General features: G+C 69.1%; 19 protein-coding genes and 2 pseudogenes. 11 read left to right on the forward strand and 10 right to left on the reverse strand.

The window, feature by feature from the left end:
• Window positions 1-11: 11 nt before the first annotated feature.
• Window positions 12-2,255 carry an ATP-binding protein gene (locus ACWDV4_RS04360; protein ID WP_449974799.1) on the reverse strand — a complete coding sequence of 748 codons (2,244 nt, stop codon included), beginning with the start codon at window positions 2,253-2,255 and terminating at the stop codon, window positions 12-14.
• Between the two features lie 183 nt (window positions 2,256-2,438).
• On the opposite strand from ACWDV4_RS04360, the gene ACWDV4_RS04365 reads away from it, so the two are divergent.
• The gene (locus ACWDV4_RS04365; protein WP_449974801.1) at window positions 2,439-2,894 is read left to right on the forward strand and encodes a carboxymuconolactone decarboxylase family protein; all 456 of its coding nucleotides are present in this window, start codon (window positions 2,439-2,441) and stop codon (window positions 2,892-2,894) included.
• A 56-nt stretch (window positions 2,895-2,950) separates the two neighbouring features.
• Window positions 2,951-3,442 carry an iron chaperone gene (locus ACWDV4_RS04370; protein WP_449974802.1) on the forward strand — a complete coding sequence of 164 codons (492 nt, stop codon included), beginning with the start codon at window positions 2,951-2,953 and terminating at the stop codon, window positions 3,440-3,442.
• 140 nt (window positions 3,443-3,582) lie between these two features.
• Here the strand turns inward: ACWDV4_RS04370 and ACWDV4_RS04375 are convergent, their stop codons facing one another.
• Complete coding sequence (locus ACWDV4_RS04375; protein ID WP_449974804.1) at window positions 3,583-4,308, reverse strand: TetR/AcrR family transcriptional regulator; 726 nt, start codon at window positions 4,306-4,308, stop codon at window positions 3,583-3,585.
• Between the two features lie 18 nt (window positions 4,309-4,326).
• Here ACWDV4_RS04375 and ACWDV4_RS04380 point away from each other — a divergent pair, with 18 nt between their 5' ends.
• Entirely contained in the window at window positions 4,327-5,478 is a 1,152-nt protein-coding gene (locus ACWDV4_RS04380; RefSeq protein ID WP_449974805.1) for an FAD-dependent oxidoreductase, read from the forward strand.
• A 206-nt stretch (window positions 5,479-5,684) separates the two neighbouring features.
• Here ACWDV4_RS04380 and ACWDV4_RS04385 read toward each other — a convergent pair whose 3' ends face one another.
• Window positions 5,685-6,158, reverse strand: a complete 474-nt coding sequence (locus ACWDV4_RS04385) for a helix-turn-helix domain-containing protein (RefSeq protein ID WP_449974807.1) — start codon at window positions 6,156-6,158, stop codon at window positions 5,685-5,687.
• A 156-nt stretch (window positions 6,159-6,314) separates the two neighbouring features.
• Window positions 6,315-7,256 (reverse strand): aldo/keto reductase, encoded by a 942-nt coding sequence (locus ACWDV4_RS04390; RefSeq protein WP_449974808.1) that lies wholly within the window; start codon window positions 7,254-7,256, stop codon window positions 6,315-6,317.
• Between the two features lie 103 nt (window positions 7,257-7,359).
• On the opposite strand from ACWDV4_RS04390, the gene ACWDV4_RS04395 reads away from it, so the two are divergent.
• On the forward strand, window positions 7,360-7,770 hold the full coding sequence (locus tag ACWDV4_RS04395) for a MerR family transcriptional regulator (protein WP_449974809.1): 411 nt from the start codon (window positions 7,360-7,362) through the stop codon (window positions 7,768-7,770).
• On the opposite strand, the gene ACWDV4_RS04400 is transcribed toward ACWDV4_RS04395, so the two are convergent.
• A complete protein-coding gene (locus ACWDV4_RS04400) occupies window positions 7,762-9,033 on the reverse strand; it encodes a DUF418 domain-containing protein (RefSeq protein WP_449974810.1) in 1,272 nt (423 codons plus the stop codon). The two genes, ACWDV4_RS04395 and ACWDV4_RS04400, sit on opposite strands and share 9 nt — an antisense overlap.
• Window positions 9,034-9,155: 122 nt before the next feature.
• Here ACWDV4_RS04400 and ACWDV4_RS04405 point away from each other — a divergent pair, with 122 nt between their 5' ends.
• Window positions 9,156-9,920 carry a TetR/AcrR family transcriptional regulator gene (locus tag ACWDV4_RS04405; RefSeq protein WP_449974812.1) on the forward strand — a complete coding sequence of 255 codons (765 nt, stop codon included), beginning with the start codon at window positions 9,156-9,158 and terminating at the stop codon, window positions 9,918-9,920.
• Here ACWDV4_RS04405 and ACWDV4_RS04410 read toward each other — a convergent pair.
• Both ACWDV4_RS04410 and ACWDV4_RS04415 read right to left on the reverse strand, forming a co-directional pair.
• A complete protein-coding gene (locus tag ACWDV4_RS04410) occupies window positions 9,910-10,665 on the reverse strand; it encodes a hypothetical protein (RefSeq protein WP_449974813.1) in 756 nt (251 codons plus the stop codon). The genes ACWDV4_RS04405 and ACWDV4_RS04410 overlap by 11 nt on opposite strands.
• A gap of 170 nt (window positions 10,666-10,835) precedes the next feature.
• Window positions 10,836-12,566 (reverse strand): hypothetical protein, encoded by a 1,731-nt coding sequence (locus tag ACWDV4_RS04415; protein ID WP_449974815.1) that lies wholly within the window; start codon window positions 12,564-12,566, stop codon window positions 10,836-10,838.
• A gap of 209 nt (window positions 12,567-12,775) precedes the next feature.
• Between ACWDV4_RS04415 and ACWDV4_RS04420 the strand changes: the two genes are divergently transcribed.
• Entirely contained in the window at window positions 12,776-13,534 is a 759-nt protein-coding gene (locus tag ACWDV4_RS04420) for an ABC transporter permease (protein WP_449974817.1), read from the forward strand.
• Here ACWDV4_RS04420 and ACWDV4_RS04425 read toward each other — a convergent pair.
• Entirely contained in the window at window positions 13,531-15,378 is a 1,848-nt protein-coding gene (locus ACWDV4_RS04425; RefSeq protein ID WP_449974818.1) for a VanW family protein, read from the reverse strand. The genes ACWDV4_RS04420 and ACWDV4_RS04425 overlap by 4 nt on opposite strands.
• A 264-nt stretch (window positions 15,379-15,642) precedes the next feature.
• Here ACWDV4_RS04425 and nudC point away from each other — a divergent pair, with 264 nt between their 5' ends.
• Window positions 15,643-16,572 carry an NAD(+) diphosphatase gene (nudC, locus tag ACWDV4_RS04430; RefSeq protein WP_449974819.1) on the forward strand — a complete coding sequence of 310 codons (930 nt, stop codon included), beginning with the start codon at window positions 15,643-15,645 and terminating at the stop codon, window positions 16,570-16,572.
• Between the two features lie 65 nt (window positions 16,573-16,637).
• Here nudC and ACWDV4_RS04435 read toward each other — a convergent pair whose 3' ends face one another.
• Window positions 16,638-17,897, reverse strand: a complete 1,260-nt coding sequence (locus ACWDV4_RS04435) for a polysaccharide biosynthesis protein (protein ID WP_449974820.1) — start codon at window positions 17,895-17,897, stop codon at window positions 16,638-16,640.
• A 127-nt stretch (window positions 17,898-18,024) separates the two neighbouring features.
• Here ACWDV4_RS04435 and ACWDV4_RS04440 point away from each other — a divergent pair, with 127 nt between their 5' ends.
• From ACWDV4_RS04440 to ACWDV4_RS04450, 3 genes are read left to right on the forward strand one after another with little or no spacing between them, the layout of a single operon-like run.
• On the forward strand, window positions 18,025-18,780 hold the full coding sequence (locus tag ACWDV4_RS04440; protein WP_449974821.1) for an FkbM family methyltransferase: 756 nt from the start codon (window positions 18,025-18,027) through the stop codon (window positions 18,778-18,780).
• A gap of 58 nt (window positions 18,781-18,838) precedes the next feature.
• Window positions 18,839-19,606 (forward strand): class I SAM-dependent methyltransferase, encoded by a 768-nt coding sequence (locus tag ACWDV4_RS04445; protein ID WP_449974823.1) that lies wholly within the window; start codon window positions 18,839-18,841, stop codon window positions 19,604-19,606.
• Window positions 19,606-21,342: a hypothetical protein gene (locus ACWDV4_RS04450; protein WP_449974824.1), complete on the forward strand. Its 1,737-nt coding sequence runs from the start codon at window positions 19,606-19,608 to the stop codon at window positions 21,340-21,342. The genes ACWDV4_RS04445 and ACWDV4_RS04450 overlap by 1 nt, the downstream gene beginning before the upstream one ends.
• A gap of 241 nt (window positions 21,343-21,583) precedes the next feature.
• Here the strand turns inward: ACWDV4_RS04450 and ACWDV4_RS04455 are convergent.
• A pseudogene (locus ACWDV4_RS04455) lies at window positions 21,584-22,714 on the reverse strand (glycosyltransferase family 4 protein); the annotation flags it as partial.
• A 110-nt stretch (window positions 22,715-22,824) separates the two neighbouring features.
• On the opposite strand from ACWDV4_RS04455, the pseudogene ACWDV4_RS04460 reads away from it, so the two are divergent.
• A pseudogene (locus ACWDV4_RS04460) lies at window positions 22,825-25,338 on the forward strand (alpha-(1->3)-arabinofuranosyltransferase); the annotation flags it as partial.
• Window positions 25,339-25,540 lie beyond the last annotated feature (202 nt).

The following is a 25,540-nucleotide window of genomic DNA, read 5'->3' on the forward strand; positions in this document are numbered from 1 at the left end:
ATAGACAGTGTCTACTTCCGCCCAAGGAGTTGGGCCGCCGAACAGGCGAGCTTCTCGTCGTATGGTCGGCCCAGCTCACGCGCGAGCGCGATGGTGCGGTCCAGCAGTGTCAGCGCCTCGTCATGGTGTCCCGCCGCACGGCATGTCTCGGCGTAAGCGTGTAGGCAGTCGATCTCCAGCTGCACCTCGGCCAGCGGTTCCAGCAGCTCGAAGGCGCGCCGATGGTGCTCAAGCGCCTTCTCGGGGGAACCCATGACCCGCAGCGCGACACCGAGATAGTTGTGACACCACGCCTGGTTGTGTGGAAGATCGTGCTGCTCGGCCAGCCGCAACGCGTCATGCAGCGTGCGCAGCGACTCCACCGGATCGCGCGATGCCAATGCGACACCGAGGGTGACCAGCCCGGTGATCTGCGCAGGCCCGTCGGCCAGCGCGACGGATGCCCGGGCGAGTTCGACGGCTTCGCTGTGCCGACCGAGGTGCAGCGTCACCCAACCGTCGAAGGCCAGCGCCTGGGACTGCCCGGCGCGGCGACCGATCTTCTCGAACAACTCGCGGGCCTGCCGGAAGCGCGCCTGTGCCGCTTCAAGCTCGCCGAGATCCCGGCGTACGAAACCGATGCGCAGCGCTAGAGCAGCTGCGAGATCGTCGTCCGGCTCGGACTGCTCGGCCAGTTCGTAGGCGGAGAGCGCCTTGGCGAGACGTCCGGCAGCGGCATGGACAAAACCGAGGTCCGCGAGCAGCGAAGCCTGCTGCTGGTCGCGGCCGAGCCGTGCTGCGGCGGCCGCGGCGGCTTCGAGTAGGCGTGCCTGGTCGTCGGTGCCGCGGTGCCGGAAGAACCAGACCCGCATGGCCTGCGAGAGTTCGACCACCACCTCGTCCGCACCGAGTCGTACGGCGGCGTCGAAACAGGAGACCAGGTTGACGTACTCAAGCTCGAACCAGGCCATGGCCTTCGTCGGATCGCCCGGCTCGGGTTCCCGCCGGTACGGCGAGGGCAGCGTCCGATCGTGGACGACCGCCTGCGCCAGGTAGTGCCCCAGGACGCGGCGCAGGGCAGCTTCGGCCTGCGGCTCCTCGTCGTCGGCGAGGTCTGTTGCGTACCGCCGGATCAGGTCGTGCATCCGGTACCGCCCGGGTGAGAGCTCCTGGACCAGGTGGGCGTCGACCAGCTCCTCCAGCACCGCACCGACCCGGCCGGGCGGCAGATCGGCGAGCGCGCCGGCCACCTCCGCGTCGAAGTCGGCGCCTGGCAGCACGCCGAGCAGGCGGAACATGCGGCGCTGGACCGGGTCGAGCTGCTGGAGCGACATGCCGAACACGGAGTCGAATCGGCTGCTGCTGTCGCGCAGCCGCTCGGCCAGCACCGCCACCGTCCAGCCAGGACGGTGGCGCAGCCGTGCGCCCGCCATCCGGAGCGCCAGTGGGAGCCCACCGCACTGTCCCAGCACCTGGCTGACCGCTTCCTCTTCGCCGAGCGTGAGCCCGGCCGCCCGGCCAAACAGGTGCGCCGCGTCGGCGTCGGCCAATGGCTCCAGGGACACCGGTGGCACCCCGTCCAAGGTGACCAGCCGATGCCGACTGGTGATCAGGACCCGGGACTTTCCCGCGCCGGGGAGCAGTGGACGCACCTGCTCCGCGTCGACCGCGTTGTCGAGTACGACGAGTGCCCGTCGGCGAGACAGCTCCGACCGCCAGAGCGCAGCGCGTTCGGCGGCGCCGGGCGGCGGGTGCGTGATGTCCAACGCGCCCAGCAGCCGGCCCAGCGCGGTCTGCGGCTCCAGGGGCTCCTGGCCCGGGGTGAAGCCGTGCAGGTCGAGGTAGAGCCCACCGTCCGGATACGAGGGGGCGAGCCGATGGGCCACGTGCACGGCCAGGCTGGTCTTGCCCACACCTGCCATGCCGTCGATCGCGACCGCGCCAGCGGTGCGCAGCAGCTCTTCGACCAGTGCGGACTCTGCCTCCCGGCCGGTGAAGTCGAACAGGTCGGCCGGCAGGTCGTTGCGGCGCGGGGCGGGCGCGGCGCCGGCCTTGGCAGCCTCGGCCCACACCGCGCGCAGTGGCCGGGGGTCGCGGCCCACGGCCCGGCACAGCGCCACGACGGACTCCCACGGCGGTACGAGCCGACCGGTCAGGTATCGGGACAGCGACGAACTGCTCAGCCCCGCCTGGCTGGCGAGGGCGCGCAGGCTGAGGCCGCTCAGTTCCTTGATTCGGGCGAGCTGAGCCACCAGTCGTTCCTGGGGGCTGGACACGTGCCATACCGTACCCGGCCCGCTGCGCAGGAACGGATCGGCGTTGCGTTTGCGCTGCTCAACTGGGTTCTAGGTGTCCCACGGTGTCCCACGGACCGCGCGGGTGCCGGCGCGCCGATGGTCGGATGACTCCGGTCAGAAACACCCATGACCGTCAGCAACACCCACAACCAAGGAGCAGCGATGTCGACCGAGCGCATGCCGAACCCGGCGGTTCTGATCCCGGAGGCGATGCCGGCCCTGATGGCCGTCAACAAGGCCATCGCGGGTGCGGGGATGGACGGCAAGGTGTTGGCGCTGAGCCATCTGCGGGCCAGTCAGATCAACGGCTGCGGCCCGTGTGTGGCCGGTGGGGCTCATCAGGCCCGCCAGCATGGCGCGACTGCGGACCAGGTGCACGCCGTGGCCGCGTGGCGGGAGACGCCCTGGTTCAGCGACGAGGAACGCGCCGCGCTGGCCCTGACCGAAGCCGTGACCCGGCTCGCCGACCAGCCGGATGCGGTGCCGGACCAGGTGTGGGACCTGGCCGCCAAGCACTTCGACCAGAAGGAGCTGGCCGCACTGCTGCTCAACATCGCGATCACCAACGCCTTCAACCGGCTCAACCTGCCCACCCGCCAGCAGGCGGGCAACTGGTGATCTGTTCCTGATCGAGACCGAAAAGCTAGTTCCCCACCATAGAGAGGAACGCTGCCATGGCGACCACGACGAAGACCACTACCGCGAAGACCACTACCGCGAAGACCACTACCGCTTCCGGCGGCGAGAAGTACGACGGGTTCACCGGCGAGGAGCGCGCGGCGATGAAGGAGCGCGCCAAGGAGTTGAAGACGAGGGCGCGGCGCGGTGCCAAGGCCGACACGGAAAGAGAGGTGCTCGCGAAAATCGCCGAAATGTCGGAGTCCGACCGTGTGATCGCCGAGCGGCTGCACGACGTGATCAAGGCCAACGCACCGGTCCTCACACCCAAGCTCTGGTACGGAATGCCCGCGTACGCCCGTGACGGCAAGGTGGTCTGCTTCTTCCAGAGCGCGGCGAAGTTCAAGACGCGGTACGCGGTGCTCGGCTTCAGCGACGAGGCGAACCTCGACGACGGCACCATGTGGCCAACCTATTTCGCGCTGCCCGAGCTGGCCGCCGACTACGAGGACAGGATCGCCGCGCTCGTGAAGCAGGCGGTGAGCTGAGCTGAGGATCGAGCACTTCTCAGCGGAATGTCGAGGGTGCCTACCCGACATTCCGCTGAGGGCCGTTCGGTCGGTGGCAGATCCGGATGCCTGATCGAGGCGCATCGGTGTCCAGCCGGTACCGGCCTGCGAGCAGTAGGTCAGGTGTGGGGATGGTTGGTGATGCCGTCCAGGACGGTGATCAGGTTGTGGCGGAAGGTTTCCTCGGCGTTGAGGTGAGCGCCGTCGATGACGAGCCGGGCGACGGTGGGGTAGCGGCCGGTTTCGAGCATGCGGGTCAGGTAGGGCCCGAGGGCGGCTTGCCAGGCGGACACGTCAGTGCCGGTTGAACGGGCGGTGCGTCGCTCGGTGATTTCCCTGCGGAGCGCTCCGACGATGAACGCGTTGAGGGCGCCCACAGCCCGCTGGAGATCGTCGAGGCTGTGCACGCCGGGGGCCTGGTTGAGCGCCGCCGCGGTCGCTTCGCCCACGGCGAGCGCGTGCGGTCCCAGGTGCGGCCGTGCGCCGAGTAGATCGGCGAACCACTCATGATCAAGAGCGGCATCGCGGGTCGCGTGGGCGATGGCCAGTGCCGTGGCGCGCCACTCGGAGTGTTGGTCAGCCTCGGCGATCTGGGCGTACACGGCGTCGACCATCAGATCAAGCAGTTCCGATCTGTTGATCACGTAGTCGTAGAGCCGCATCGGACCGACGCCGAGTTCTTTGGCGATCTTGCGTACCGACAGGCCGTCAAGGCCGTGGGCGTCGGCGATCCGGATCGCCGTGGCGGCGATCTTCGCGCGACTCAGTGGCACCGGTGCCGCTCGCGGCTGAGGTTCGGGCCGTTCCCAGATGGGCAACGGTGCGCTACCGTACGGCGTATCCATAAGGTACAGCGTACGGTAATGGAGATGATGATGCGAATTGCGATCGCAGGTGGCGGCCTTGGTGGGCTGACACTGGCCCGGATCCTGCACCGGCACGGCATCGATGCGGTGGTGTACGAGCGCGAGGCAAGCCGATCCGCCCGGCCGCAGGGCGGAATGCTCGACCTGCATCCGGAGTCCGGACAACAGGCCCTGGCCGATGCGGGCCTCACCGGCCGATTCCGGTCCGAGGCGCGGCCGGAGGGCGAGGAACATCGCATCCTCGACCCGGCCGGACGCACCCTCGTGCACCACAAGCCACAACCCGGCTCATTCTCCGGACGCCCCGAGATCGACCGCAGCGTACTGCGTGATCTTCTGCTCGATTCCCTCCCCGGCGCCACGGTCGCGTGGCAGCACCGGCTCGTCGCGGCGGCCCCGCAACCTGGCGGGGGCTGGGAACTGACGTTCTACGGCGGCCACCGGGCCAGCTGCGACATCCTCATCGGCGCGGACGGCGCACGCTCAGTCGTCCGGTCGCTGCTGACCGACGTTCAACTGTCCTATGTGGCCACTTTGGTAGAGCTGAACATCGAAGACGTCGACTTGCACTATCCCGATCTCGCCGAGCTGGTTGGCCCCGGGAACCTGTGGTGCGTCGGCGTAAACCAGATCCTGGCAGCGCAACGCCTCGGCGACGGCAGCCTACGGGTCGGGATCTCGCTGCGCGCAGGCGATCGCCCCATCGACGCATACCGTAGTAAGCGCGCTCTGCTGGACACGTTCGATGGCTGGGACCCCCGCCTCACCGCACTCATCGAGGCCGGCGACAGCGCGCCGACGCCGCGCCAGATCGAGGCGATGCCCATCGGTACACGCTGGGCCCACCAGCCGGGCCTCACCCTCATCGGCGACGCCGCGCACCTCATGCCGCCGGTCGGCGAGGGCGCCAATCAAGCCATGCTCGACGCCGCCGAACTCGCCGCCGAACTCGTCACCAACCCCGTCGAGCCCGACTTGGCGATCCAGGCGTACGAGGAGGCAATGTTCACCAGAATCCACCCGATCGCCGAAATGTCCGCACGAGTCCAGGCAATGATGCTGTCTCCCACCGCAGCCGACGACATCATTCGCTTCTTCGCGCCCCGGCCCACCGAGCCGGCAGCCGAGAAGATCGCTACCGAGTCCTAGCGGCGGCCGGGGTGCTGGCTTCAGCCAGAATGGCCTCGCTCCACCGAAGGTCATAGGCGGTGCGGTGGCTGTCGAGAGCCATCAGCACCAACCAATCACGTAGGCATCGCGAGTATAGGACGTTGGCGTCTACGAACACCGTGAGCGGCACCGGCAGCACGCGTTCAGGCTACCGATGCCGCACACCCAAAGCGACGATGGGAAGATTACTCGTATATCCCTAAATCGTCCTGTTCAGCCATCAAAGCTTCATATGCCTCGCGCTGCTCTTGGATCCGTCGTCGACGGTAGGCGAGGACATCTCGCAGCGCTATTCGCCGATGAGTGCCCACCTTGTGCGACCTGATCGAGCCTTTGTCGAGCAAACTGATCAGCGTCGGTCTCGACACGCCCAGAACTCGCGCGGCCTGACTGGTGGTGAGCTCTCGCGCAACTTCACTTACGACCAAGCCGTCTCCGCGATCCAGAACGGCGCTTACTTGCCTTAAAAGGTCGACCACGAGGGTGGGCAAGGTGGCAGATCCGGCGCTGCCGGCTGCTATGCGTACGTCACTGTGTGGGTCGATTTGAGCGAGGAGGGTGAAGAGGGACTTCAGTGCGTCGTGTTCCGGGTTGTCCTTCCGGTGGGCTGCCTCGGAAAGTTGGAGCGCCGTTGTTTCGAGCGTCGTCGCCGCTGCCATGATCCACTCCTCGCTGCGAGCCTGCTTTGCGGGGCGGGATTCGTGCGCTTAGTTTGCACTCCAATTGCAGTATCTGCAACCAGCTTTGACTTATTTCACCTGACTGTAGCCAGGCTGACAACCAGTGTCCTCGCTGCCCGGTCGGTAGGTTCGGCGTCAGGCTGGCTCGTCCAGGCGGCGGCGCTGCTTGTCGGTCAGCACCAACTCGCGGGCACCCAGCGCCTCATCCAACTGCGCGATGCTGCTCACCCCGACGATCGGCGTCGCGCTGGGATCGCCCCCGGTGAGCCAGCTCAGCACCACCTGGTTCCGGGTGGCCCCGACCTCATCGGCGATCTCACCCAGCACCGCCAGCCGCCGGGTCGTCCCAGGGTGGTCGTACGCCTCAGAAAATGGCCGGTCGGGTCGGGTGTAGCCACCGTGCAGCAGCGGCGTGTACGTCCACAGGATCAACTCCGGCTCGCTGCGTAGGTAGTCCAGCGCCTCCGGGGAGACGAGTTGGTGCCCGGCTTCGGGCAGCACCGCACCCGGCCGGGGCTGCACGTACGAATACCGCAGCTGCACCGCGGTGTAGCCGGCGACGCCCTGCTCGCGGGCGACCTGACGGGCCCGTTCGATCCGCCAGATCGCGTGGTTGGACGCCCCGAGTCGGTCTACGACTCCGGCGTCAACCAGCCGGCCGAACGCTTCGACGGTCTCGGCCAACGGCACCGCGCGATCGTCGGCGTGTGCCCAGTAGAGGTCGATCCGGTCGAGGCCCAGCCGCTTCAGGCTGAGCCGTACGGCGTCCTCGATCGCGGCAGCCGACAACCCCTCGGCCGACTCCGGCCAGTTGCCCGGCACCGTCGGCTGCTGACGTACCTTGGTGCTGATCCGGACCCGTTTGCGCATCCCTGGACGCTGGGCCAGCCAACGCCCAATCACCGTCTCGCTCTGCCCGCCGACGCCGCTCGGATCGGACCAGAACGAGTAACAGTTTGCCGTGTCGATCCAGACGCCGCCGTGCTCGACGTAGTGGTCCAGTAGGGCCATCGAGGTGGTCTCGTCCACCCTGGTGCCGAAGTCCATCGCGCCGAGGACAAAGTCACGCCCGCTCATTTTCGTACTCTCCTCCGTGGTCGGTCGGAGATCCCACCGTGCCTGCTGGAGCGCGCTCCAGGTCAAGTCGTCCGGGCGAAGTGCGGGTGGCAGGCTTGGTGGGATGCGGCACTACTCCCCGGGCGAGACGGTCGAGCGGACCGGCTTCAGCATCGACACTCTGCGCTACTACGAGCGGATCGGGCTGCTCGACGACGTCGCGCGCAACGCCAGTGGGCAGCGGATCTTCACCGAGGACCATCTCGCCTGGCTCGGTATTCTGCGGTGCCTTCGGGACACCGGAATGCCGATCGCCCAGATGATCCAGTACGTGGAGTGTGCCCGGGGCGGGGATGAGTCGTTCGATATCCGTATCGCTCTGCTGGAGGCGCACGATCGGCAGGTCGAGCAGAAGATCGCCGAGATGCGGGAGCAGCAGGAACACATCCGAGGCAAGATCCAGTGGTATCGCCTGGCCCGACAGGGCGCCGGAGAGTCACCAGCCGAGGCGGGCCAGGCAACGCCTCTAGCGTGATTCGGCCCGGTGTTCGGCGACGGTGTTGGGGCTGGCAGCGCTGTCGTGATCGGTGCGGGCCGGGCCGGTGGGCTTGACCGAGGGCTGGTGTCGAGGCGACGCGACGAGCGCCGGACGCTGGGCGTTGGTGAGCCAGCGCAGCGCCCACTCGACGGGACCGTAGCGGAACCAGCGTAGCCACAGCGTGCTTACGGCCAACTGGACCGCGAACACGACCGCGACGAAACCGAAGAGCGCCAGCGGGGAGAACGTGCCCGCGAGGCCGAAGCCGATGCCGGTGAAGGCGATCAGGCCGAGAGCCGACTGGGCCAGGTAGTTGGACAGGGCCATCCGGCCGGCCGGGGCGAGCGCGGACCGTACGAATGCGGTGCGTGGGTTGTGCATGATCCGCAGCAGGGTCGCCACGTAGGCGGCGGCCAGTAGGGGTGCGGTGGCGACGCTGGCCGCAACTGCGAGGGTGTTGCCGTTGCCGCCGCCAGCGGTGTAGGCGATCGATCCGAGCAGTCCGACGGGGAAGCCGATCCACTGGATGCGGCGCAGGGTGGGCTCGTTGCCCGACACCCGTGCCAGCCACTGCCGGCGACCGGCGACCATGCCGAGCAGGAACAGGCCCAGCGCGGTCGGGCCCTGCATGCTGACCGCCTGGAGGACCAGCAGCGGTAGGCCGGCGAGGTGCGCGTCGATGTTCGACCCCCACCCGCCGAGCAGCGCCTGGGTCGCCTGCTCGCCGTTGGCGAGTGCTTCGGCCGGTCCGGGCATGAACGCCGACCGGTCGACGACGAGGGCACCGGCCACCGCACTGAGCAGCACGACGGTGTAGAGACCGGCCGCGATCCGGATCGCGGTGCGGTCGGTCACTTTGCGTAGCAGGAACAGGACGAGGCAGGCCACGGCGTACGTGGTGAGGACGTCACCGCCGTACAGGAAGACGGTGTGCAGGGCACCGATGACGAAGAGGCCGACGATCCGACGGAGCATCCGCGACGAGAAGGCGGCCCCGGCTCTCCTCGCGGAGTCCATCTGCAGGGTGAAGCTGTATCCGAAGAGGAACGAGAAGAGCACGTAGAACTTCATGTCGATGAAGACGGACGACAACGCGCGTACGACGTTGTCCAGTCCCGAGTCGAAATCGGGATCGATTGTCAGGTTTCCGGGATAGCCGGAGGCCATGAACGTGACGTTGACGGCGAAGATCCCGAGAAGTGCGAATCCCCTGACCGCATCGACGTCGAGTACGCGTCGGCCGACTGTCTGCGCAGTCACGTGCGGCTCCAATCACTGCGTATGATGTACACCGTAGTAGATACAGAGTATGGCATACACAATGAGAGGGCGGGAGGGCGCGACTACAGTTGACGCGAACTAGGTGAGATAGGGGGCAATGTATGGCTAACCGGGCGCTTCCCCTGGTGGTGGCCCGGATGTGGGGTCGCGAAACGGCCTCCCGGCACGGTCCCCGGCCGAGCCTCGACCTGCCCAGGATTCTCGAAGCGGCGATCGGGATCGCCGACCGGGAGGGCCTGGAAAGCGTGCGGATGAGTAGCGTCGCCGCCGAGGTCGGCATGGCGACGATGTCCCTCTACCGGTACGTCGGCAGCAAGGACGAGTTGCTGACCCTGATGGCCGACAATGCCGCCCCGGAACCGCCCGCCCACGACGGGCGACCCTGGCGTGACTACCTTGCCGCCTGGACCCGCGCCAACCGGGACTTCCTCCTCGACCGGCCCTGGCTGTTACAGATCTCCCGTAGCGCCCCACCGGTCGGACCGCGAAACCTGCGCTGGCTCGATCGGGCGCTCGCCGCGCTCGCCGAAACCGGGCTCGGCCTCGGCGAGCGGATCAACATCGCGAGTACGCTCACCGGCTACGCCGCCAGCCAAGCCGCCCTCGTCCTGAGCATGGGCACCGGCCGAACCACGGGCGGCGGCGACGATGCGATCAGCGGGATGGCGGGCTACAGCGATCTCCTCGGTCAGGTCCTCGACCCAACGGACTACCCGGAACTCGCTGTCGCCGTACGCTCCGGCGCGTTCGGTGCCGCCGAGGAGTTGATCGACGAGGGCGATTTCACCTTCGGACTCGACCTGCTCCTCGACGGCATCCAGGCTCTGGTGACCCGCCGGGCCGGCGGTCCGCCGACTAGGGGATGACCGCCACGTGCACGTGGTCGTAGTGGCAGGCCGTGGCGGCCGGCCTCTTACCGCCGCAGTTTGACTGGGCGTAGCCCTTCCAGTTGTTCCTGGGAGAGTAGACCTTGCCCCGCCACATCACGTGGTCGATCTTGTACTTCTTGTGGTTCTTGACCAGCCAGGTGCGCATCTGGTTGCCATCGGACAGGTTCGAGCCCGTCGCGGCGGTGCCACCCGGGCCGTACATCAGATCGCACGCCCGGCCACCCGGGTGGTACGGGTAGGCATCGTTAGCCCGGTAGCAGCCGATTCGGTCCCACTTGAAGCCGCCTGCCTTCGCCTTGGGCAGCATGGCCCGATACAGCGTGCACATCTTCTTGGTGATGTTCTTCGGGCAGTTGACCTTCTTGGCGGCAGTCGTCGTCTCGGTGCTCGCCGTCGTCTTCGCCTCGGTCTTCTCGGTGGCTTCGGTCTTTGTCGAGTCGCTCGCATCGACTTTGGTCGTCGCCGAGTCGTCCGTATCGATCACTTCCACGCCGTTCGGCTGGACGGTGCCTCCGATGCCACCGCCGAGGGTGCCCGGAGTGAAGTCCCAGGTGTTCGATCCGTTCCCGGATACCGGCTGGGCATTGGTAGTTGCGATCGACACGGTGGGCTGGCTGGACGACTTGGCGGAGACCAGGCTCGACGTGCCGACGATCGCTGCGGCGATCGCCAGAATCGCGAGCAGGAGAGGCAGGGCCTTTGCCCTGAATGTTGTCACCATGATTGGCTCCCAAAGGAAGGTAGCGGTCCATCAATCGCGCCCGGCCGACAGCGCTTGATGGCCAATCCACCTGTTCCGTTGCCCGCTCACAAGGCGGAGACGGAGTCCCGGACTGATCCGGACGATCGAGGGTACGGGCGTCCTGTGCTGAACAGCCCTACCGTCGCTGCTCAGCGACGTGTGAAGGTGAACACCTCGTGCTTGCCGCCTTCACAGCCGACCTGGATGAGCTGGGTCCCGGAGCCCTGACCCGCAGCGAAAGCCCCGATGCAGATGCCGCTGGTGCTGGCCGCCGAACGGATGCGGAAGCCGACAGCCGGCTTTGTCACCGGTTCGATGACAAACTTCTGATCGGTCCGGCTGCCGTCGCAGTTATCCGGAGCGATAAGAAGCTTTTCGGCCGTTCCGCCATTGTCGACAGTGGCGCAGCCGACGCCGAACTCGGGATGGTTGGTCTTGATCCGGTAGACGTTGCCGCTGACCCGTTCGAGCGTCATTGGCGGTGAGGCGGTGGCACAGGAGTACTGGCCAAAGACGATTTTGCCCGGGTTGCCTGGTTCGGGCCCTTCACCGATGCAGAGACCGCTGTGCGCTAGGCCGATCTGGACCGGTCCGACCGGTGGTCCGGACGGCTTCGGGGCGGCCGGTGTGGTGGTGGCCAGTGTGGGCTTGGGGCTCGGCGTCCTGGTCGGCTGAGCGGAGGCGGTCTCGTCCGGCCCGGGTGTCTCCAGTTCCGGATCGAGGTCCATGGTTGTTTCGGCGGCGACGTCTGGCTCACCGGTCGGGTCGACACCGTCGTCGCGTAGGAACCTCGCCGTCGCCCCGACGGCGATGAGCGTCAGTATGAACACCAACACCCCGGAAAGCACACGGGTTGACCAGCCGGTGCGATACATGATCGGCGGAATCAGCCACCGGAGTCCCACCGGACGGGGCACCTCGATCGCCGGGTCGTATCGGTGCAGGCCCACCCACTGATCGTCCTTCTTGCTGGCCACTGTCGAGGCCAGCTTCCCGTCGGAGAACGCTGGTACGGGCTTGTCCGGTACGGGACTGTCCCGATCGGTGGCTTCGGCAACTGCTTCGGCGACGTCCATCGGTGGTGGCGTTGACGGTGGAGCTGACGGTGGCGCTGCTGCCGTGGGGGGCGGTTCTGCATCGTCCGGGGCAGCTGCCTGGTCGGCGTCGAGCGGGGCAAGCGGCTGAGACGAATCGGTGTTCGGCTGATCTTCTGTCGCTGGGTCGGTTGAGGGCTGATCCCGCTTTGCCGGGTCGATTGAGGGCTGGTCGAAGGTAGGGGTGGCCGCCCCAGGGTCGGTGAGGTCGGCCCAGGAAGCGGTCAGCGGGTCCAGATGGTCGATCCCAGCGAGCGCAGCTGGCTGCTCCGTCAGCCACGATTCAGGCTCTGCGGTCGTGGGCTCTACGGCCGTGGGCTCTACGGACGGAGGCGATGCGCTTGGCGGTGGCGATGCGCTTGGCGTCGCGGGCATTGACGCTGGCACGCCCGGGGCTGCTGGCGCAGGCGCGTCAGTCGCTGATGTGATGGTAGTGATCGGAACTGTCGCCGCTGGCTGGGCGGTGGCAACAGCGATGCGTCTGCGGTCGGCCAGCCAGACTGCGACGGTGGCCTCGTCGCTGCCACAGGCCCGGACGAATGCGGCGACCACGTTCTCCCGGGGGAGGGTGGCCCGGCCCAGAGCGGCAGCGGTGGTGCTGTGGGGCAGTACGTCCCCGGCGGCTTCGGCTCGGCGTTGCAGTTGTCGATAGGTGAACCCCGACCACTGTTTGAGAGCCCGCATCGCCGCGACGAACTCCGGTGGTGAGGTCGCGCCCTGAGGTCCCGGAGCCGCCCCGACCTGCTCGATCGGTTCTGCCTCCTCGCCGTCGTCGTGCCCCGGCACGTCCCGCCTCTCCCTGTCGATACGGTGCGGGGACGAAACATCGTGACTCGACACGACGCTTGACTTCGATGCCGTCCCCCGGGTCGAATCAGGTCAATATTCCATCGCTGCCCGAGTATGTAAAGGGTCTTTGCGGTAGGTGTGCCGGGCCGTCGTGACCTGCGCGACAACGAGGCGTACCGGCTCGTCCCGTCGGTCAATATTCCACGATGGGCAGTGGTACTTCCATCGACGTCAGTCCGACCCTTCTCGTCGTACTGGCCATGCTCGCCGCTGTCGGCGCGATGGTCGTCCGGTGGGCCGGCCTCGGACCCGGTCGGGCGGTACTGACCGCCACGCTCCGGGCCACCCTGCAACTCGCCGCCGTCTCGCTGATCATTGTGGCGGTGCTCCGGGCCTGGTCGACGACGATCGCCTTCGTCCTGGTGATGTACGTCGTCGCGTCGGTCACCTCCGCCCGCCGGATCAGCGACCTGCGCGGCGGTTGGCTCGCGGCCCTGCCCATCGCACTCGGTGTGGCACCCACGCTTGCTCTCCTGCTCGGCACCGGCACCCTTCCCGGTACGCCCCTGGTGGTGCTGCCCACCGCCGGCATCCTGATCGGCGGCGCGATGACGGCGACCAGCCTGGCCGGCCGGCGTGCCCTGGACGAGCTGCGGCAACGCCACGGCGAGTACGAGGCCGGCCTGGCCCTGGGCCTACGCGAGCGCGCTGCCGCGTTGGAGATCTGCCGCCAGGCCGCCGGTCAGGCGCTCGTCCCCGCCTTGGACCAGACCCGGACGGTCGGGCTGGTCACCCTGCCCGGCGCGTTCGTCGGCGTACTCCTCGGCGGGGCCAGCCCGGTGCAGGCCGGTGTGACGCAGCTCGTCATCCTGGTCGCGCTGCTCGCCGTGGAGGCGATCGCCATCGGCGTGGTGGTGGAGCTGGTTGCCCGGGGAGCCGTACGGGGTGCGGACACCCCGACCTAGTTGGGCTTCTTCTCGCAGCGGTAGCGCGGCTCGGCCTCGTACCGCCAGGTGAACTTCTCCCGCCGGAGTTCCTTGCCGTCCTTACGGAAGATGCGCCAGGCGTCCTGGGTGAAGCCGTCGATGCCGCTCGTGGGAATGCAGCTCGGTCCGGGGTCGAGGTAGACCGTTTCCGGATTGGTGATGTTTCGGCGCGGACTCCACTGGGTGGTCACACTGTCGTAGACCTTGGTGCTCCAGATCGACACGGTGATCGAGCTGTTGGTCACCGCCGTGTCGATGATCAGCCCGTGTGGGGTGTCGTTGCGGAACTTGAAGTCCAGGTGCGGGTAGATGATGGTCGACTCGATCACCGACGGGTACGAGCTGAAGTAGTAGGAGTGCGGCTTGTGCTGAACGTCCTCCAGCCCGGCGTAGTAGGTGGCGTTGAACAGCGTGGTGGTGAACTGCGAGATACCGCCACCCACCCCGGGTACGAGCTTGCCGTCGGAGATGACCGCCGCGTCCTTGTAGCCCTCCGCGTAGCCCCGAGGGCCGGTGTGGGTGTTCAGCGAGAAGGTCTCACCCGACTTGACCAGCGCGCCGTCCACCTCCTCGGCCGCCAGGCGGATGTTGTGACTCCGGGGGTGGGAGAGCCCGCCGGTGAAGTAGGTGGTGAAGCTGGAGACCTTCTCCTTGATGCCGAGAGTGGGCAGTTCCTCGTCGGTGACCTTGGGCCCGACCGACTTGAGCGTGCCCTTGACCTCCCGGCCGGTGCTGTTGGGCAGTACGCCCAGCAGGTCCTGGCTGAGCACGGCGGTGTCCAACTGTCGGCCGCTCTTGCTGGCCACCGGGTGCAGCTTGCCGCCCTTGACGGAGTAGGTGGCGTCCTTCGGGTCCACCTCCACCTTGTCGAGCTGTCCGCTGATCGCGGCGCGGAGCTTCTTTTCGTCCACCCGGGGCGTGATTTTTCCGTTCTTGTCCCCGGTGAGTACGAGGCTCTTGGCGATCGCGGCGGGGGAGATGGTGAGCTTGCCCTGGTCGGTGTCGACCGTCACGGGTGCGGCCACCGCCGGGGTGGCGAGCTGAGCGATGAGGCGGTCTACCTCTTCCGTGCTGGTAGTGGGCTGGACGTCGACCACGGGTATGGTCACCGGCTCACCGCTGAGCCAACCGGCCTGCAGCGCCTGCGCTGATTGTTCGGAGTTGAGCCCCTTGCCCGGCTTCGGATAGACAGCCGTTGGCTTGGTGCCGGTGAAGGTGATGCGCGGGATGGTCATCTCCGGGCCGAGCTTCCCAGCGACCTTGCGCAGTTCCGTGTCGAGCCGTTCGGCGTCCACGGTCACCACCGGCTCGACCTCGCGGGAACCGAAGAGGCGGCTGACCGCGTTCGCCTCGGCCGCGACGCTCGCCGCCACGGTGGCGTCCACGTCCACGGTGAGGCCGACATCGGCCGGGTTGATCTGGGCGGTCTTCTCCCCGATCCGTACTGTCACCGGCGCGGTGAGGGTCTGTGCCCGGCGGTCCAGGTCGGCGCGGAGCGCCGCGGCGGCCTCGGCCCGGCTCTTGCCGCCCATGTCGACCCCGAGCACGACGGTGCCCCGGGGCACCTCACCGGAGTACGCGTAGGCGGCGGTTACCCCGACGGTGGCGAGTACGGCGGCGGCGACCCCGCCGGCGATCAGTGCCTGACGGGTACGGCGACGCGGTGTCCGGTCCTCCGGGGCGGTGCCCGCTGGCCCGGCCGGTGTGGCACCGCCGCCACTCGGCCCGGTGGCCGGGACATCAGCAAACGAGATGGCCTTGACCTGGATGGTTGGCGCCTCGGTGGCTGGGACTTGCTTGTCGCCGTACTGACTCACTCGCAACCTCGTTCGGGGCTACGACCGGCGTCCGGATGACCCATCCTTCCGCGCCGGCCCACGACACTGAATGACTACGGTAGCCAAAGATCCGAACGGCACTGAGTACGAGTCCCGGCCCACCGCATTGACCTGGTCACTTGATGAGTCGGCCAGTCGGATTGTCGGGCATTGTCCCGGACAAAGCACGCGTTGTAATCGCCGAGCCGGCAGAAGAATCTCGGCACCCTATTGTTCGGAGCACGGCGACGATGTGCGAGCGTGGCGCACATGATGACGCGGCAGCAGTCCCTCACCTATGGCGGCGGCTGGCTGGACCGGGCGAGCGGGTCGCGTACCGACCCAGCCTGGCTGGCGTCGAAGCTGGCCAGTCCCGGCGCGCGGATCATCCCGATGTGGCGGGACCAGTGCCTGGTGATGGGGGAGCCCCCCGTTCCGGTGCGGCTGTCGGCCACCGCAGCGGCCGAGGTGCTGGCCGTCGCCACCGAAGAACCGGTGTTCTTGGGGCTCGACGGCGTGGATGGCGTGTTCGCGGTGGACCTGTCGGCGCTGGCCGTGACCAGGGCGATCGAGGTGACCGGTGCCGACCAGGTGTTGGACGTACGGGCCCTGGTCGGTGTGCTCAGCCCGAGCGAGGCGGCCAGCCACGCGTACGCCCGGGGCCTGCTCTACTGGCATCGGCAGCAGCGGTTCTGCGGCAGTTGTGGCGTCCGGACCGATAGTCGCAATGGTGGACACCTGCGGGTCTGCCCGAGCGCGGACTGCGCCCGACTGTTCTTCCCCCGCATCGAACCCGCCGTCATCGTCCTGATCGAGGCACCGAACGCGCCGGATCGGTGCCTGTTGGCGCAGCACCGGGGCGCACCCGAGGGGGCGTACTCGCTGTTGGCTGGGTTTCTGGAGATCGGTGAGAGCCTGGCGGACGCGGTCCGACGGGAGGTTGCCGAGGAGGCGGGCGTACGACTGGCCACGGTGACGTACCAGGACTCGCAGGCCTGGCCGTTCCCGGCGGGGCTGATGGTCGGGTTCCGGGCGGTCGCCGCCACCGAGGAGTTCTCGGTCGACGAGGACGAGTTGGTGACGGCCCGCTGGTTCACCCGGGCGGAGCTGCGTGCACGGGTCGCCGCTGGGCACCAGCTCGACCGGCCGGACGCGATCGGCCGGCAGCTGTTGCAGACCTGGCTCGACGCGGGCGACTGAGCGGGGACGCGGGCCAGACAGCAGGGATGCAGGCCACACAACAGGGACGCGGGCGACTGGGCAGGTCAGTTGGTCTCGGCTGCTTCCCGGCCGGAGTTGGCGGGCCGGGAACGTCGTGGCCGATGCACGATCCAGCCCAGCACCAGCGCGGTCACTGCCGCAGTGGCCAACGCGGCGCCCAGGATCCCCGAGAGGCTACGCGGAGCGACCAGCACCGCGACGACAGTCAGCCCGCCCAACGCTACCCACAGTGGACCGGACGGCCAGGGTGCACCGGCCGCTACCTGAGCGTTGACCAGCACGAACACCAGAGCGTAAAGCGCACCGACGGCGGCGAAGAGCGGTGCGTAGTCGGCCAGCCACAGATAGTCGGAGCCGCCGGCCAACCGGATCGCGAACTCCCCGGCGACTGAAGAGGCGGCGACGAGCACCGCCCCGCAGACGGCGGTGACGACCAACGCCACGCTCCGGGTACGCCGGTCGCCCCGGGCCAGCCGGGGCAGGGCGAGCACGGTGACCACCTGCGGGGCCCAGAGCGCACCCTTGGTCAGCACGCTGCCCACCGCGTACCCGCCGGACTCCGCGACCGGCAGCAACTGCCGGGCCAGGAGCAGGTCCGCGTACGACACAGCGAGCATCGCCAGAGTGGCACCGCCGGCGGTGAGCACCGAGCGGCCCCTCAGGACACTGTCCAGGCCTGCCACCGGATCCAGCCCGGCGTCCGCCCGCTGGTCGCGAGCCGCGAGCCACGCCAGGATGGGCAGAGCCAAATAGCTGGTCACCACCCCGACCAGCAGGGACCGGGGCAGCCCGGCACCCGTCGCCAGGCCGACGATCAGCCCGCCGTACCGGCCGGCGGCCAGGGCACCCATGCCGGCGGCGAGCCGCAGAAACCGTTGGTCACCCTGGAGTTCCCCGAGCCACCGGCCGGCGAGTACGACCGGGATGGCCATCGGGGCCAGCAGCACCGCTACCGAAACCGGCAGATGCAGGTACGACGTGAGCAGCGGCGTCGCCGCGAGCAGGGCACCGCCGGTGATGGCGGCGGTGGCCACGGTGACCCGGGTGGTCGGGATCCGGCCGTACCGGGCCCGACGGACCGCGACCGCGATCTGGAGACCGAGGCCGGGAACCCCGGCGAGGCCACCGAGCGCCAACACGGTGGCCAGTGCGCCCAGGTCACCGGCGCTGAGTCGCCGGGCACCGAGCATCGGCACCAGGAACGCCAGCCCGTTGGTCAACATCGCCGCACCCGTGACCGCCGCGCCGGCCAACCCCAGGCGGCTGCTGCCGGCCCCGGTGTCCCGTTCCGTGCCCTGTGTCATGCCGTCCCATGTCCCTTATCGGTCCGGGTGGATTCTCCGGATACGTTCCGGCCTGCGGCCAGCGTAGTGAAACCGGTCACCAACACACCCCCCCGATCCTGTCCGGAAACCGATAACGTCTCGCGTCATGACCCAGTCGAACGGTCTGTTGACGAAGGTGAGTTCCGGACTCGCCGCGATGCTGCCCGAACGGTTCGTCGCCGCAGCGATCCGCGGGGTCTATCCCCGGGTCGAGCCGGAACTCGCCAGGATCGCCGATTTCGTACCCTCCGGCGGCACCGCGATCGACGTCGGCGCCTGGTACGGGCCGTGGACGGCCCGGCTGCGGCGACGCGCGGAGTCGGTGGTGGCGGTGGAACCCAACGCGACCCTCGCGCGCTGCGTCCGGGCAGCCTTCCCACAGGTACGGGTGGTCGAGGCGGTCGCCTCCGACCATGCCGGCGAGGCGCAGCTCTTCCTGCCCCCGGCCGGCCCGGCGGTCGGAACGTCGTCACTTGAGTACGGCGACGGCGAGCCGGTGACCGTACCCCGGGTGACCATCGACGGGCTCGGCCTCACCCAGGTGCGGTTCATCAAGCTGGACGTGGAGGGGCACGAGCTGCCGGCGTTGCGGGGCGCGGCCGAGACGATCCAGCGGGACGGCCCGGTGCTGCTGGTCGAGGTCGAGGAACGGATCCAGCCGATCGAACCGATCGTCGAGCTACTCCAGGGCTGGGGTTATCGCGGCTTCGTCATGCCGGAGCGGGACTGGGTGCCGTTGGACGGCTTCGACCTGGTCGCACACCAACGGGCGACGATCGCCCGGGTACGGCAGAGCTTCGCCCGCCGGGTGCTGGTGCCGAAGCCGCGTTACGTCAACTCGGTGCTGTTCCGTCGGGACTGAGCCGAGACACCGCTCGCCGAGCAGGTATCTTCCGTCGATGGCGCAGGAGTTGCCCGTGATGTCCGCTGGCCCAGTGTCCCCCGATCGCGCACCGGCCGTCGCCCATCGTGCCGACCTCGCCCGGTCGGTACGGCTGTTCCGGGCGTTCCGCAAGGAACAGACCGACCCCGACTTCTTCTACGGGATGCTCGCCGAGGACACCGTGGGTCAGCTCCGGGCGTACACCGATCTGGCGGGGACGACCCTGGTCGACGTCGGTGGCGGGGCCGGCTACTTCGCCGACGCGCTACGTCGGGCGGGTGCCCGGATCGTCTGTGTGGACTGCGACGCCGGGGAGATGTCGGCCCGGGACGGTGTCATGCCGGCCGGCGGCGTGCTGGGCAGCGCACTGGAGTTGCCGGTGCGTACCGGCTCGGTGGACGTCTGCTTCTCCTCCAACGTCCTGGAACACGTGCCGCAGCCGTTCACCATGGCCGAGGAGATGGTGCGGGTGACCAAACCCGGCGGCATCGTCTACCTCTCGTTCACCAACTGGCTCTCCCCGTGGGGCGGGCACGAGACCTCTCCCTGGCACTACCTCGGCGGGCACCGGGCCGCCCGACGCTACGAGCGCAAGTACGGCCGGCGGCCGAAGAACGTCTTCGGCGAGAGCATGTACGCCGTCTCCATCGCCGAGACCCTGCGCTGGGCTCGGCGCCAGCAGGAGGCGGAGATCGTCGAGGTCATGCCGCGTTACCTGCCCTGGTGGGCCAAGTCGATCGTGCGGGTGCCGGGGCTGCGTGAGGTGGTCACCTGGAACCTGGTGCTCGTCCTGCGCAAACGCTGATGACCACCGGCTGCCCGCATGGCACCCGGGGCGAGCGGGCCGTCGACGTGGCCGCCCCGGCGCTGGGCGGTTCCCGACGGGACCGGCTGATCCTGCACGTTACGGCGGCGGTGGTGACCGTCGTCGTACTCGCCCCGCTGCTGCGCCCCGGCTACGTCCTCCAGTACGACATGGTCTTCGTACCCCGGCAGCCGCTGCGCTGGGACCTGATCGTCTCCCTGGACACGCTGCCCCGGGCCGTGCCGCAGGACCTGGTGGTCTCGCTGCTCAGTCAGGTCGTACCCGGGTGGCTGCTGCAGCGGATCGCGCTGGTGGCGGTGGTCTGGCTGGCCACGGTGGGTGCGGGTCGACTGGTGCCGGCGCAGCGTCGGCTGACCCGGATCGTCGCGGCGGTCGGCTACGCGTGGAGCCCGTTCCTGGCGGAACGACTGCTGCTCGGCCAGTGGGGGCTGCTGCTGGCGTACGCTGCCCTGCCCTGGCTGGTCGCGGCGGCGCTCGACCTGCGGGCTGGCCGACGCGGCGCACTGTCGAAGTTGGTGCTCGCCGCCGCTTTGGCGGCGATCACCCCGACCGGCGGGGCGCTGGCGCTGCTGACTACGGCGGTGCTGGTGACGGGCCGGCGTGGCGTGGCCGCGCTCGGGGCGGTGGTCGCCCTGAACGCCCCCTGGTTGACGGCGGCGGCGGTGACCACCGCCGGGGGCCGGTCGGCTGCCGAGGGGGTGGCGGCGTTCGCCGCTCGGGCGGAGAACTGGGCCGGTCCGCTGGTCGCGCTCGCCGGCACCGGGGGCATCTGGAACGCGCAGACCACTCCGGACAGTCGATCCTCGGTGCTGGTGCCCGTGGTCACCGTCGGGCTGCTGGTGCTGGCCGCGATCGGCTTTCCGGTGCTGCGTCGCCGCTGGCCGGCGGGGCTGGCGGTCCGGCTCGGTGCCCTGGCGCTGCTGACCTACGGTCTCGCCGCGCTGGCCACTCTGCCCGGCGGGGCCGCCGTGCTGGGTTGGCTGGTCAGTGAGGTGCCCGGGGCCGGTCTGCTGCGCGACGGGCAGAAACTGCTCATCCCGTACGCGATGTGTTTGTTTCTCTGCGCGGCGCTCGGCGCGGAGCTGCTCGCCGATCGGCTCGCCACTCGCCTGGCCGCCCCCGCCGACCGGCTGGCCCTGGTCGGGCTGGTCCTGCTGCCGGTCGTGGTCCTGCCGGACCTGGCCTTCGGGGCTGGCGGTCGGCTCCGGCCGGCCCGCTATCCGGCTGACTGGACGACGGTGTCCCGGATCGTCGCGGACCAGCCGGGGCCGGTGCTGTCCCTGCCGTTGAGCATGTACCGGGCCTATCCGTGGAACCACGGGACCGTAATGATCGACCCGCTGCCCCGGTATCTGCCGGCCGAGGTGCTCACCGACGACACCCTCTATGTCGGCGACCTGGCGGTGCCGGGGGAGAACCCCCGGATGCGGCGGATCCGGCAGGCGATCGCCGAGGGCGGTTCGGTGGCCGGCACCGACGTCCGCTGGGTGGTGGTGCAGCCCGGATCTGGTGGTCAACTGCCGGAGACCGCGCTGGCCGGCCTCACCCTCGTGCACAGTGGCCCGACCCTGGCCCTGTACGAGAATCCCAGCGCATCGGATGAGGGGTCGCCGCCGAATCAGCGACGGTGGATCGCTCTCGGTGGTGCTGTGCTGGCCCTGACGGTGCTGCTCGCTGCCCTCGTGAACCTTTTGCGGCGAGCTACTGCGTGGTAACGTGCCGCGACGCGCATCGATGAAGGAGCGTGCGAGATGCCAAAGCCGATAACCATGTTGATGGCCGGCGTCATTGGAGCGGTGCTGGCCGTGTTGGGCCTGGCGGCGGTCACCCCGAAGCTGGCGGTGTCGAGCGAAACCGCAGTCGCCAATGAAACCAAGACCGGGCAGGAACAGCCTCAGGTCTACGGGAGCCGATAGCCGGGGCCGTAGCCGTCGCGGCAGCGGGCAGCACGGCCGCGACGACCTCGGCGAACCGCTTTCCTGACGCCGCCCAGGTGAACTGGGCGGCGTGCTTCCGTGCGGCCGTACCCATCGCCCGACGGCGGTCGGAGTCGGCGAGCAGTTCCTCCACCCGGGCGGTGAAGTCCGCCTCGTCGTGGGCGAGCAGTCCGGTTTCGCCGTCGACCACCGACTCGGTCACCCCACCCGCGTCACGGAACGCCACCGTCGGTGTGCCCACCGCGCCGGCCTCCACGATGGTCAGCCCCCAGCCCTCCTTGAGGGAGGGGGTCAGCGCCAGCCACGCCCAGGACAGGAGTTCCTGCTTCTCCTGATGACTGACAAAACCGGCGAACCGCACCCGGTCCGCGATGTTCAACTCGGTGGCCAACTGGCGCAGCTGCGACTCCCACCAGCCCTGGCCCGCGACCACCAGTTGCAACCCGGGAAACCGGCCGACCAGCGCGGCAACGGTGTGCAACGCGATCTCCACCCGCTTGTGTGGCACCAGGCGACCGAGAACCACCAGCGACGGTTCCGGCGAGCGCTCCGCCGACCGGGCCAGCTCCGGCGTGCCGTTGTGGACGACGGTGACCCGTTCCGGGGTGATGCCGAGTTGGGCCAGCTCGTCCCGGGTGGCTGCGGAAACGGTGACATATCGGCAGTTCCGGTAGATCCACACCGACAGGCGCGACTCGATCCACCAGCCGAACCGGGCGCCCCGAGAACCGAGCACCACCGGCCACTGCTCCCGGTGCACGTGGTGGACGAGGGCGATGACCGGCCGTCGGGCGTACCAGGGGGTGAAGAACGGCATGCCGTTGCAGACGTCGACCAGCAGGTCGACCCGGCCGCTGTGCCGGCGGGCCAGCGGGCCGAGCCCCAGCCAGCCAGCGAGGTACGTCAACGCCGCGAACAGGTAGACCGTGCGGCGACCACCACGCCGGACGACCCGTACGCCGGCAGCGGTCACCTCCTCCGCCGGGGCACCCGGGTAGGAGGCGCAGAGCAGCGTGGCGCGGTGACCACGGGCGACCAACTCGCCGGCGATGCGCTCCACGTAGACCTCGGAACCGCCGCCCTCCGGGTTGTCGGAGTCGCGCCAGTTGAGGAAGAGGACGTGACGAACGGGGGTGTCGAGGGTGTCCACGAAAGCTCCTACTGCCGAGTAGTCTTCGCGATCGCGCCACACTATGGGCTCGTTGACGACCTGGCAATGGTTCGAGTGTCGTCACTGCCACCCTCGGTGAAGGGAGCACGATGCAGGTGACGGTCCGCCGCGAGAAAGTCGCGGAGGTCGATAACGGGTCAAAGCTGACCTGGCGGTTGCGCACCGTCGCACTGTGCACTGTGCTCACCGGGCTGGCGTTTTTGCAGGCCCCAGGGCTGACCGTGGCGGATTCCAAGACCGACCTGGTGGTCGATCCGCTGGGTTGGCTCATCCGGGCAGCGCAGGTCTGGTATCCCGAGGGCACCTTCGGCCAGATGCAGAATCAGGCCTACGGATATCTCTGGCCGATCGGCCCGTTCTTCGTTGCCGGAGACTGGTTGGGGCTGCCGCCGTGGGTGGTCCAGCGCCTCTGGTGGGCCCTGCTGATGTGCGTCGCCGCCACCGGGGTGATCGCCCTCGCCGGCCGGCTTCGCATCGGCACCCCGACCAGCCGCCTGATCGCCGGAGCCGCCTTCGCGCTCTCGCCCCGGATCCTCACCGAACTCGGCCCGATCTCCATCGAAGCCTGGCCCAGCGCCGTGGCACCGTGGGTGCTCGTACCGCTGGCCGGGCTGCGCGCCGGGCAGTCGAGACGTACGGCGATCTTCCGGTCCGCCATCGCGGTCGCCTGCGCGGGTGGCGCCAACGCCACTGCCGTACTGGCCGTGGTCCCGCTGGCCCTGCTGCTGCTCGCCAGCACCCAACCGGCCGGACGCCGCTGGTCCACCCTCTGCGCCTGGTGCCTGGCCGTCGGGGCCGCCACCGCGTGGTGGCTGGTGCCGCTGCTGATCCTGGGCCGGTACAGCCCGCCGTTCCTGGACTACATCGAGACCGCCGATGTGACCACCCGGGTCACCGACCTGACCACGGTGCTGCGCGGTGCCTCGCACTGGCTCGGCTACTACAGCGACGTGACCGGACCGGCCTGGCCGGCCGGCTGGCGGATCGCCACCGAACAGCTGCCCGTCGTCGCCACCCTGGTCGTGGTCGCCTTCGGCATCGCCGGGCTGGCCCGACGCGGCATGCCGCACCGCCGCTGGCTGGTCACCGGCCTGCTGGTCGGCCTGGTCCTGGTCTGTCTCGGCCACGTCGGCACGGTGGACGGGCTCGCCGCCGACCTGCAACGACAGTTCCTCGACGGGGCCGGTGCGCCACTGCGCAACGTACACAAATTCGATGTGGTGCTGAGGCTGCCGCTGATCCTGGGCCTGGCCCACCTGCTCGGCACCCTCGGAAGGTCTGCCGTCGCCGCCGGCCCCGGCTGGCACTCGGCGCGCAAACGCGCCACTGTGGTCACCGCCGCCGCGCTCGCCGCAATCATCGGGGTGGCCAGCCCCGCCCTGACCGGCGGGCTGGCCCAGAAGGAGGGCTACACCGAGATCCCCGGCTACTGGCGGGAGGCGGCCGGGTGGCTCGACGAACGGTTGGAGCAGGACCACGTACTGGTGGTGCCGGCCGCCCGCGCCCCCCGCTACCTCTGGGGCACCCCCACCGACGAGATCGCCCAGTCGCTGCTGAGTTCGAGCTGGGGGGTCCGCAACTCCATCCCGCTCACCCCACCGATGACCATCCGGCTGCTCGACACGATCGAGTCGACGCTGGCCAGCGGCGCCGGATCGGCCGGGCTGGCCGACCTGCTGGCCCGCTCGGGAGTCAAGTACCTGCTGGTGCGTTCGGACCTCAACTACGGTGCGTCCGGGGCGGCCCGCCCGATCACGGTGCACCAGGCGCTTGACCGGTCCCCGGGGATCCGTTCGGTGAAGGGCTTCGGGCCGATCGTCGGCAACAACAAGTTGTTCGGCGGCTTCGTCGACGAGGGCTTGGACGTCCCGGTCCGGGCGCTGGAGGTCTTCGAGGTCGAACGCGCGGTCGACCGGATCGTCGCCTACGACGCCAGCGCGGTTACCACCGTCGTCGGCGGACCCGAGTCGCTGCTGCACCTCGCGGCAGCCGACCAGCTCACCTCCGCGCCGACGGTGCTGGCCGGGGACCACCCGACCGGGCTGCCCCTGGGCGAGGTCGCCATCACCGACGGGTTGCGTCGCCGGGAGGTGACCTTCGGACTGCCGTACGACGCGGTGTCGGGCACCCTGACCAAGGACGAGCCGGCCCGACTCGGCATGGCCAGCCGGGACTTTCTGCCCAGCTGGGGCGATGGCAAGACGACTGTGGTGCACTACGAGGGCATCCGGGGGGTGACCGCGGCCAGCTCGTGGGCGCAGGCCAACCCGTTGGCCGGGTCCCGGCCGGCGTACCAGCCGTACGCCGCGCTCGACGGCGACCCGGGCACCTCCTGGCGCTCCGCGCCCGGCAGCATCGCCCAGCAGCAGTGGCTGGAGGTCGAGCTGGCCCGACCGCAGGTCGTCTCGCAGGTACGGCTCCGCTTCGACCTCAGTGCCGACCTGTGGCCCACGCGGATCAGCGTCGTGACCGGCGCGGAGACGGTACGCGCCGATGTGGTGGACGGGGTCGCCGAGGTACGCCTCGGCGGAGTACACGCGACCGGTCGGCTCCGGATCGACATCGACCAGGTGGCTGTCCAGCGGGTCGAGTACGGCCAGGTCGGCATCGCCGAACTGGAGATCCCCGAGGTGGCCGCCGAACGAACCATGGTGGTGCCCGAGCCGCCCGCCACGCACCAGCCAGCGTCGATGGTGTTCGCCGCCGCAACGAGTGTCCCGTCCTGCTTCTTCCTCGCCGACCAGCCGCGCTGCGCCGACGGGGTGGCCCGCGCCTCCGAGGACGGCGACCGCATCGACCGTACGG

It is taken from the genome of Micromonospora sp. NPDC003197, from assembly GCF_053590565.1.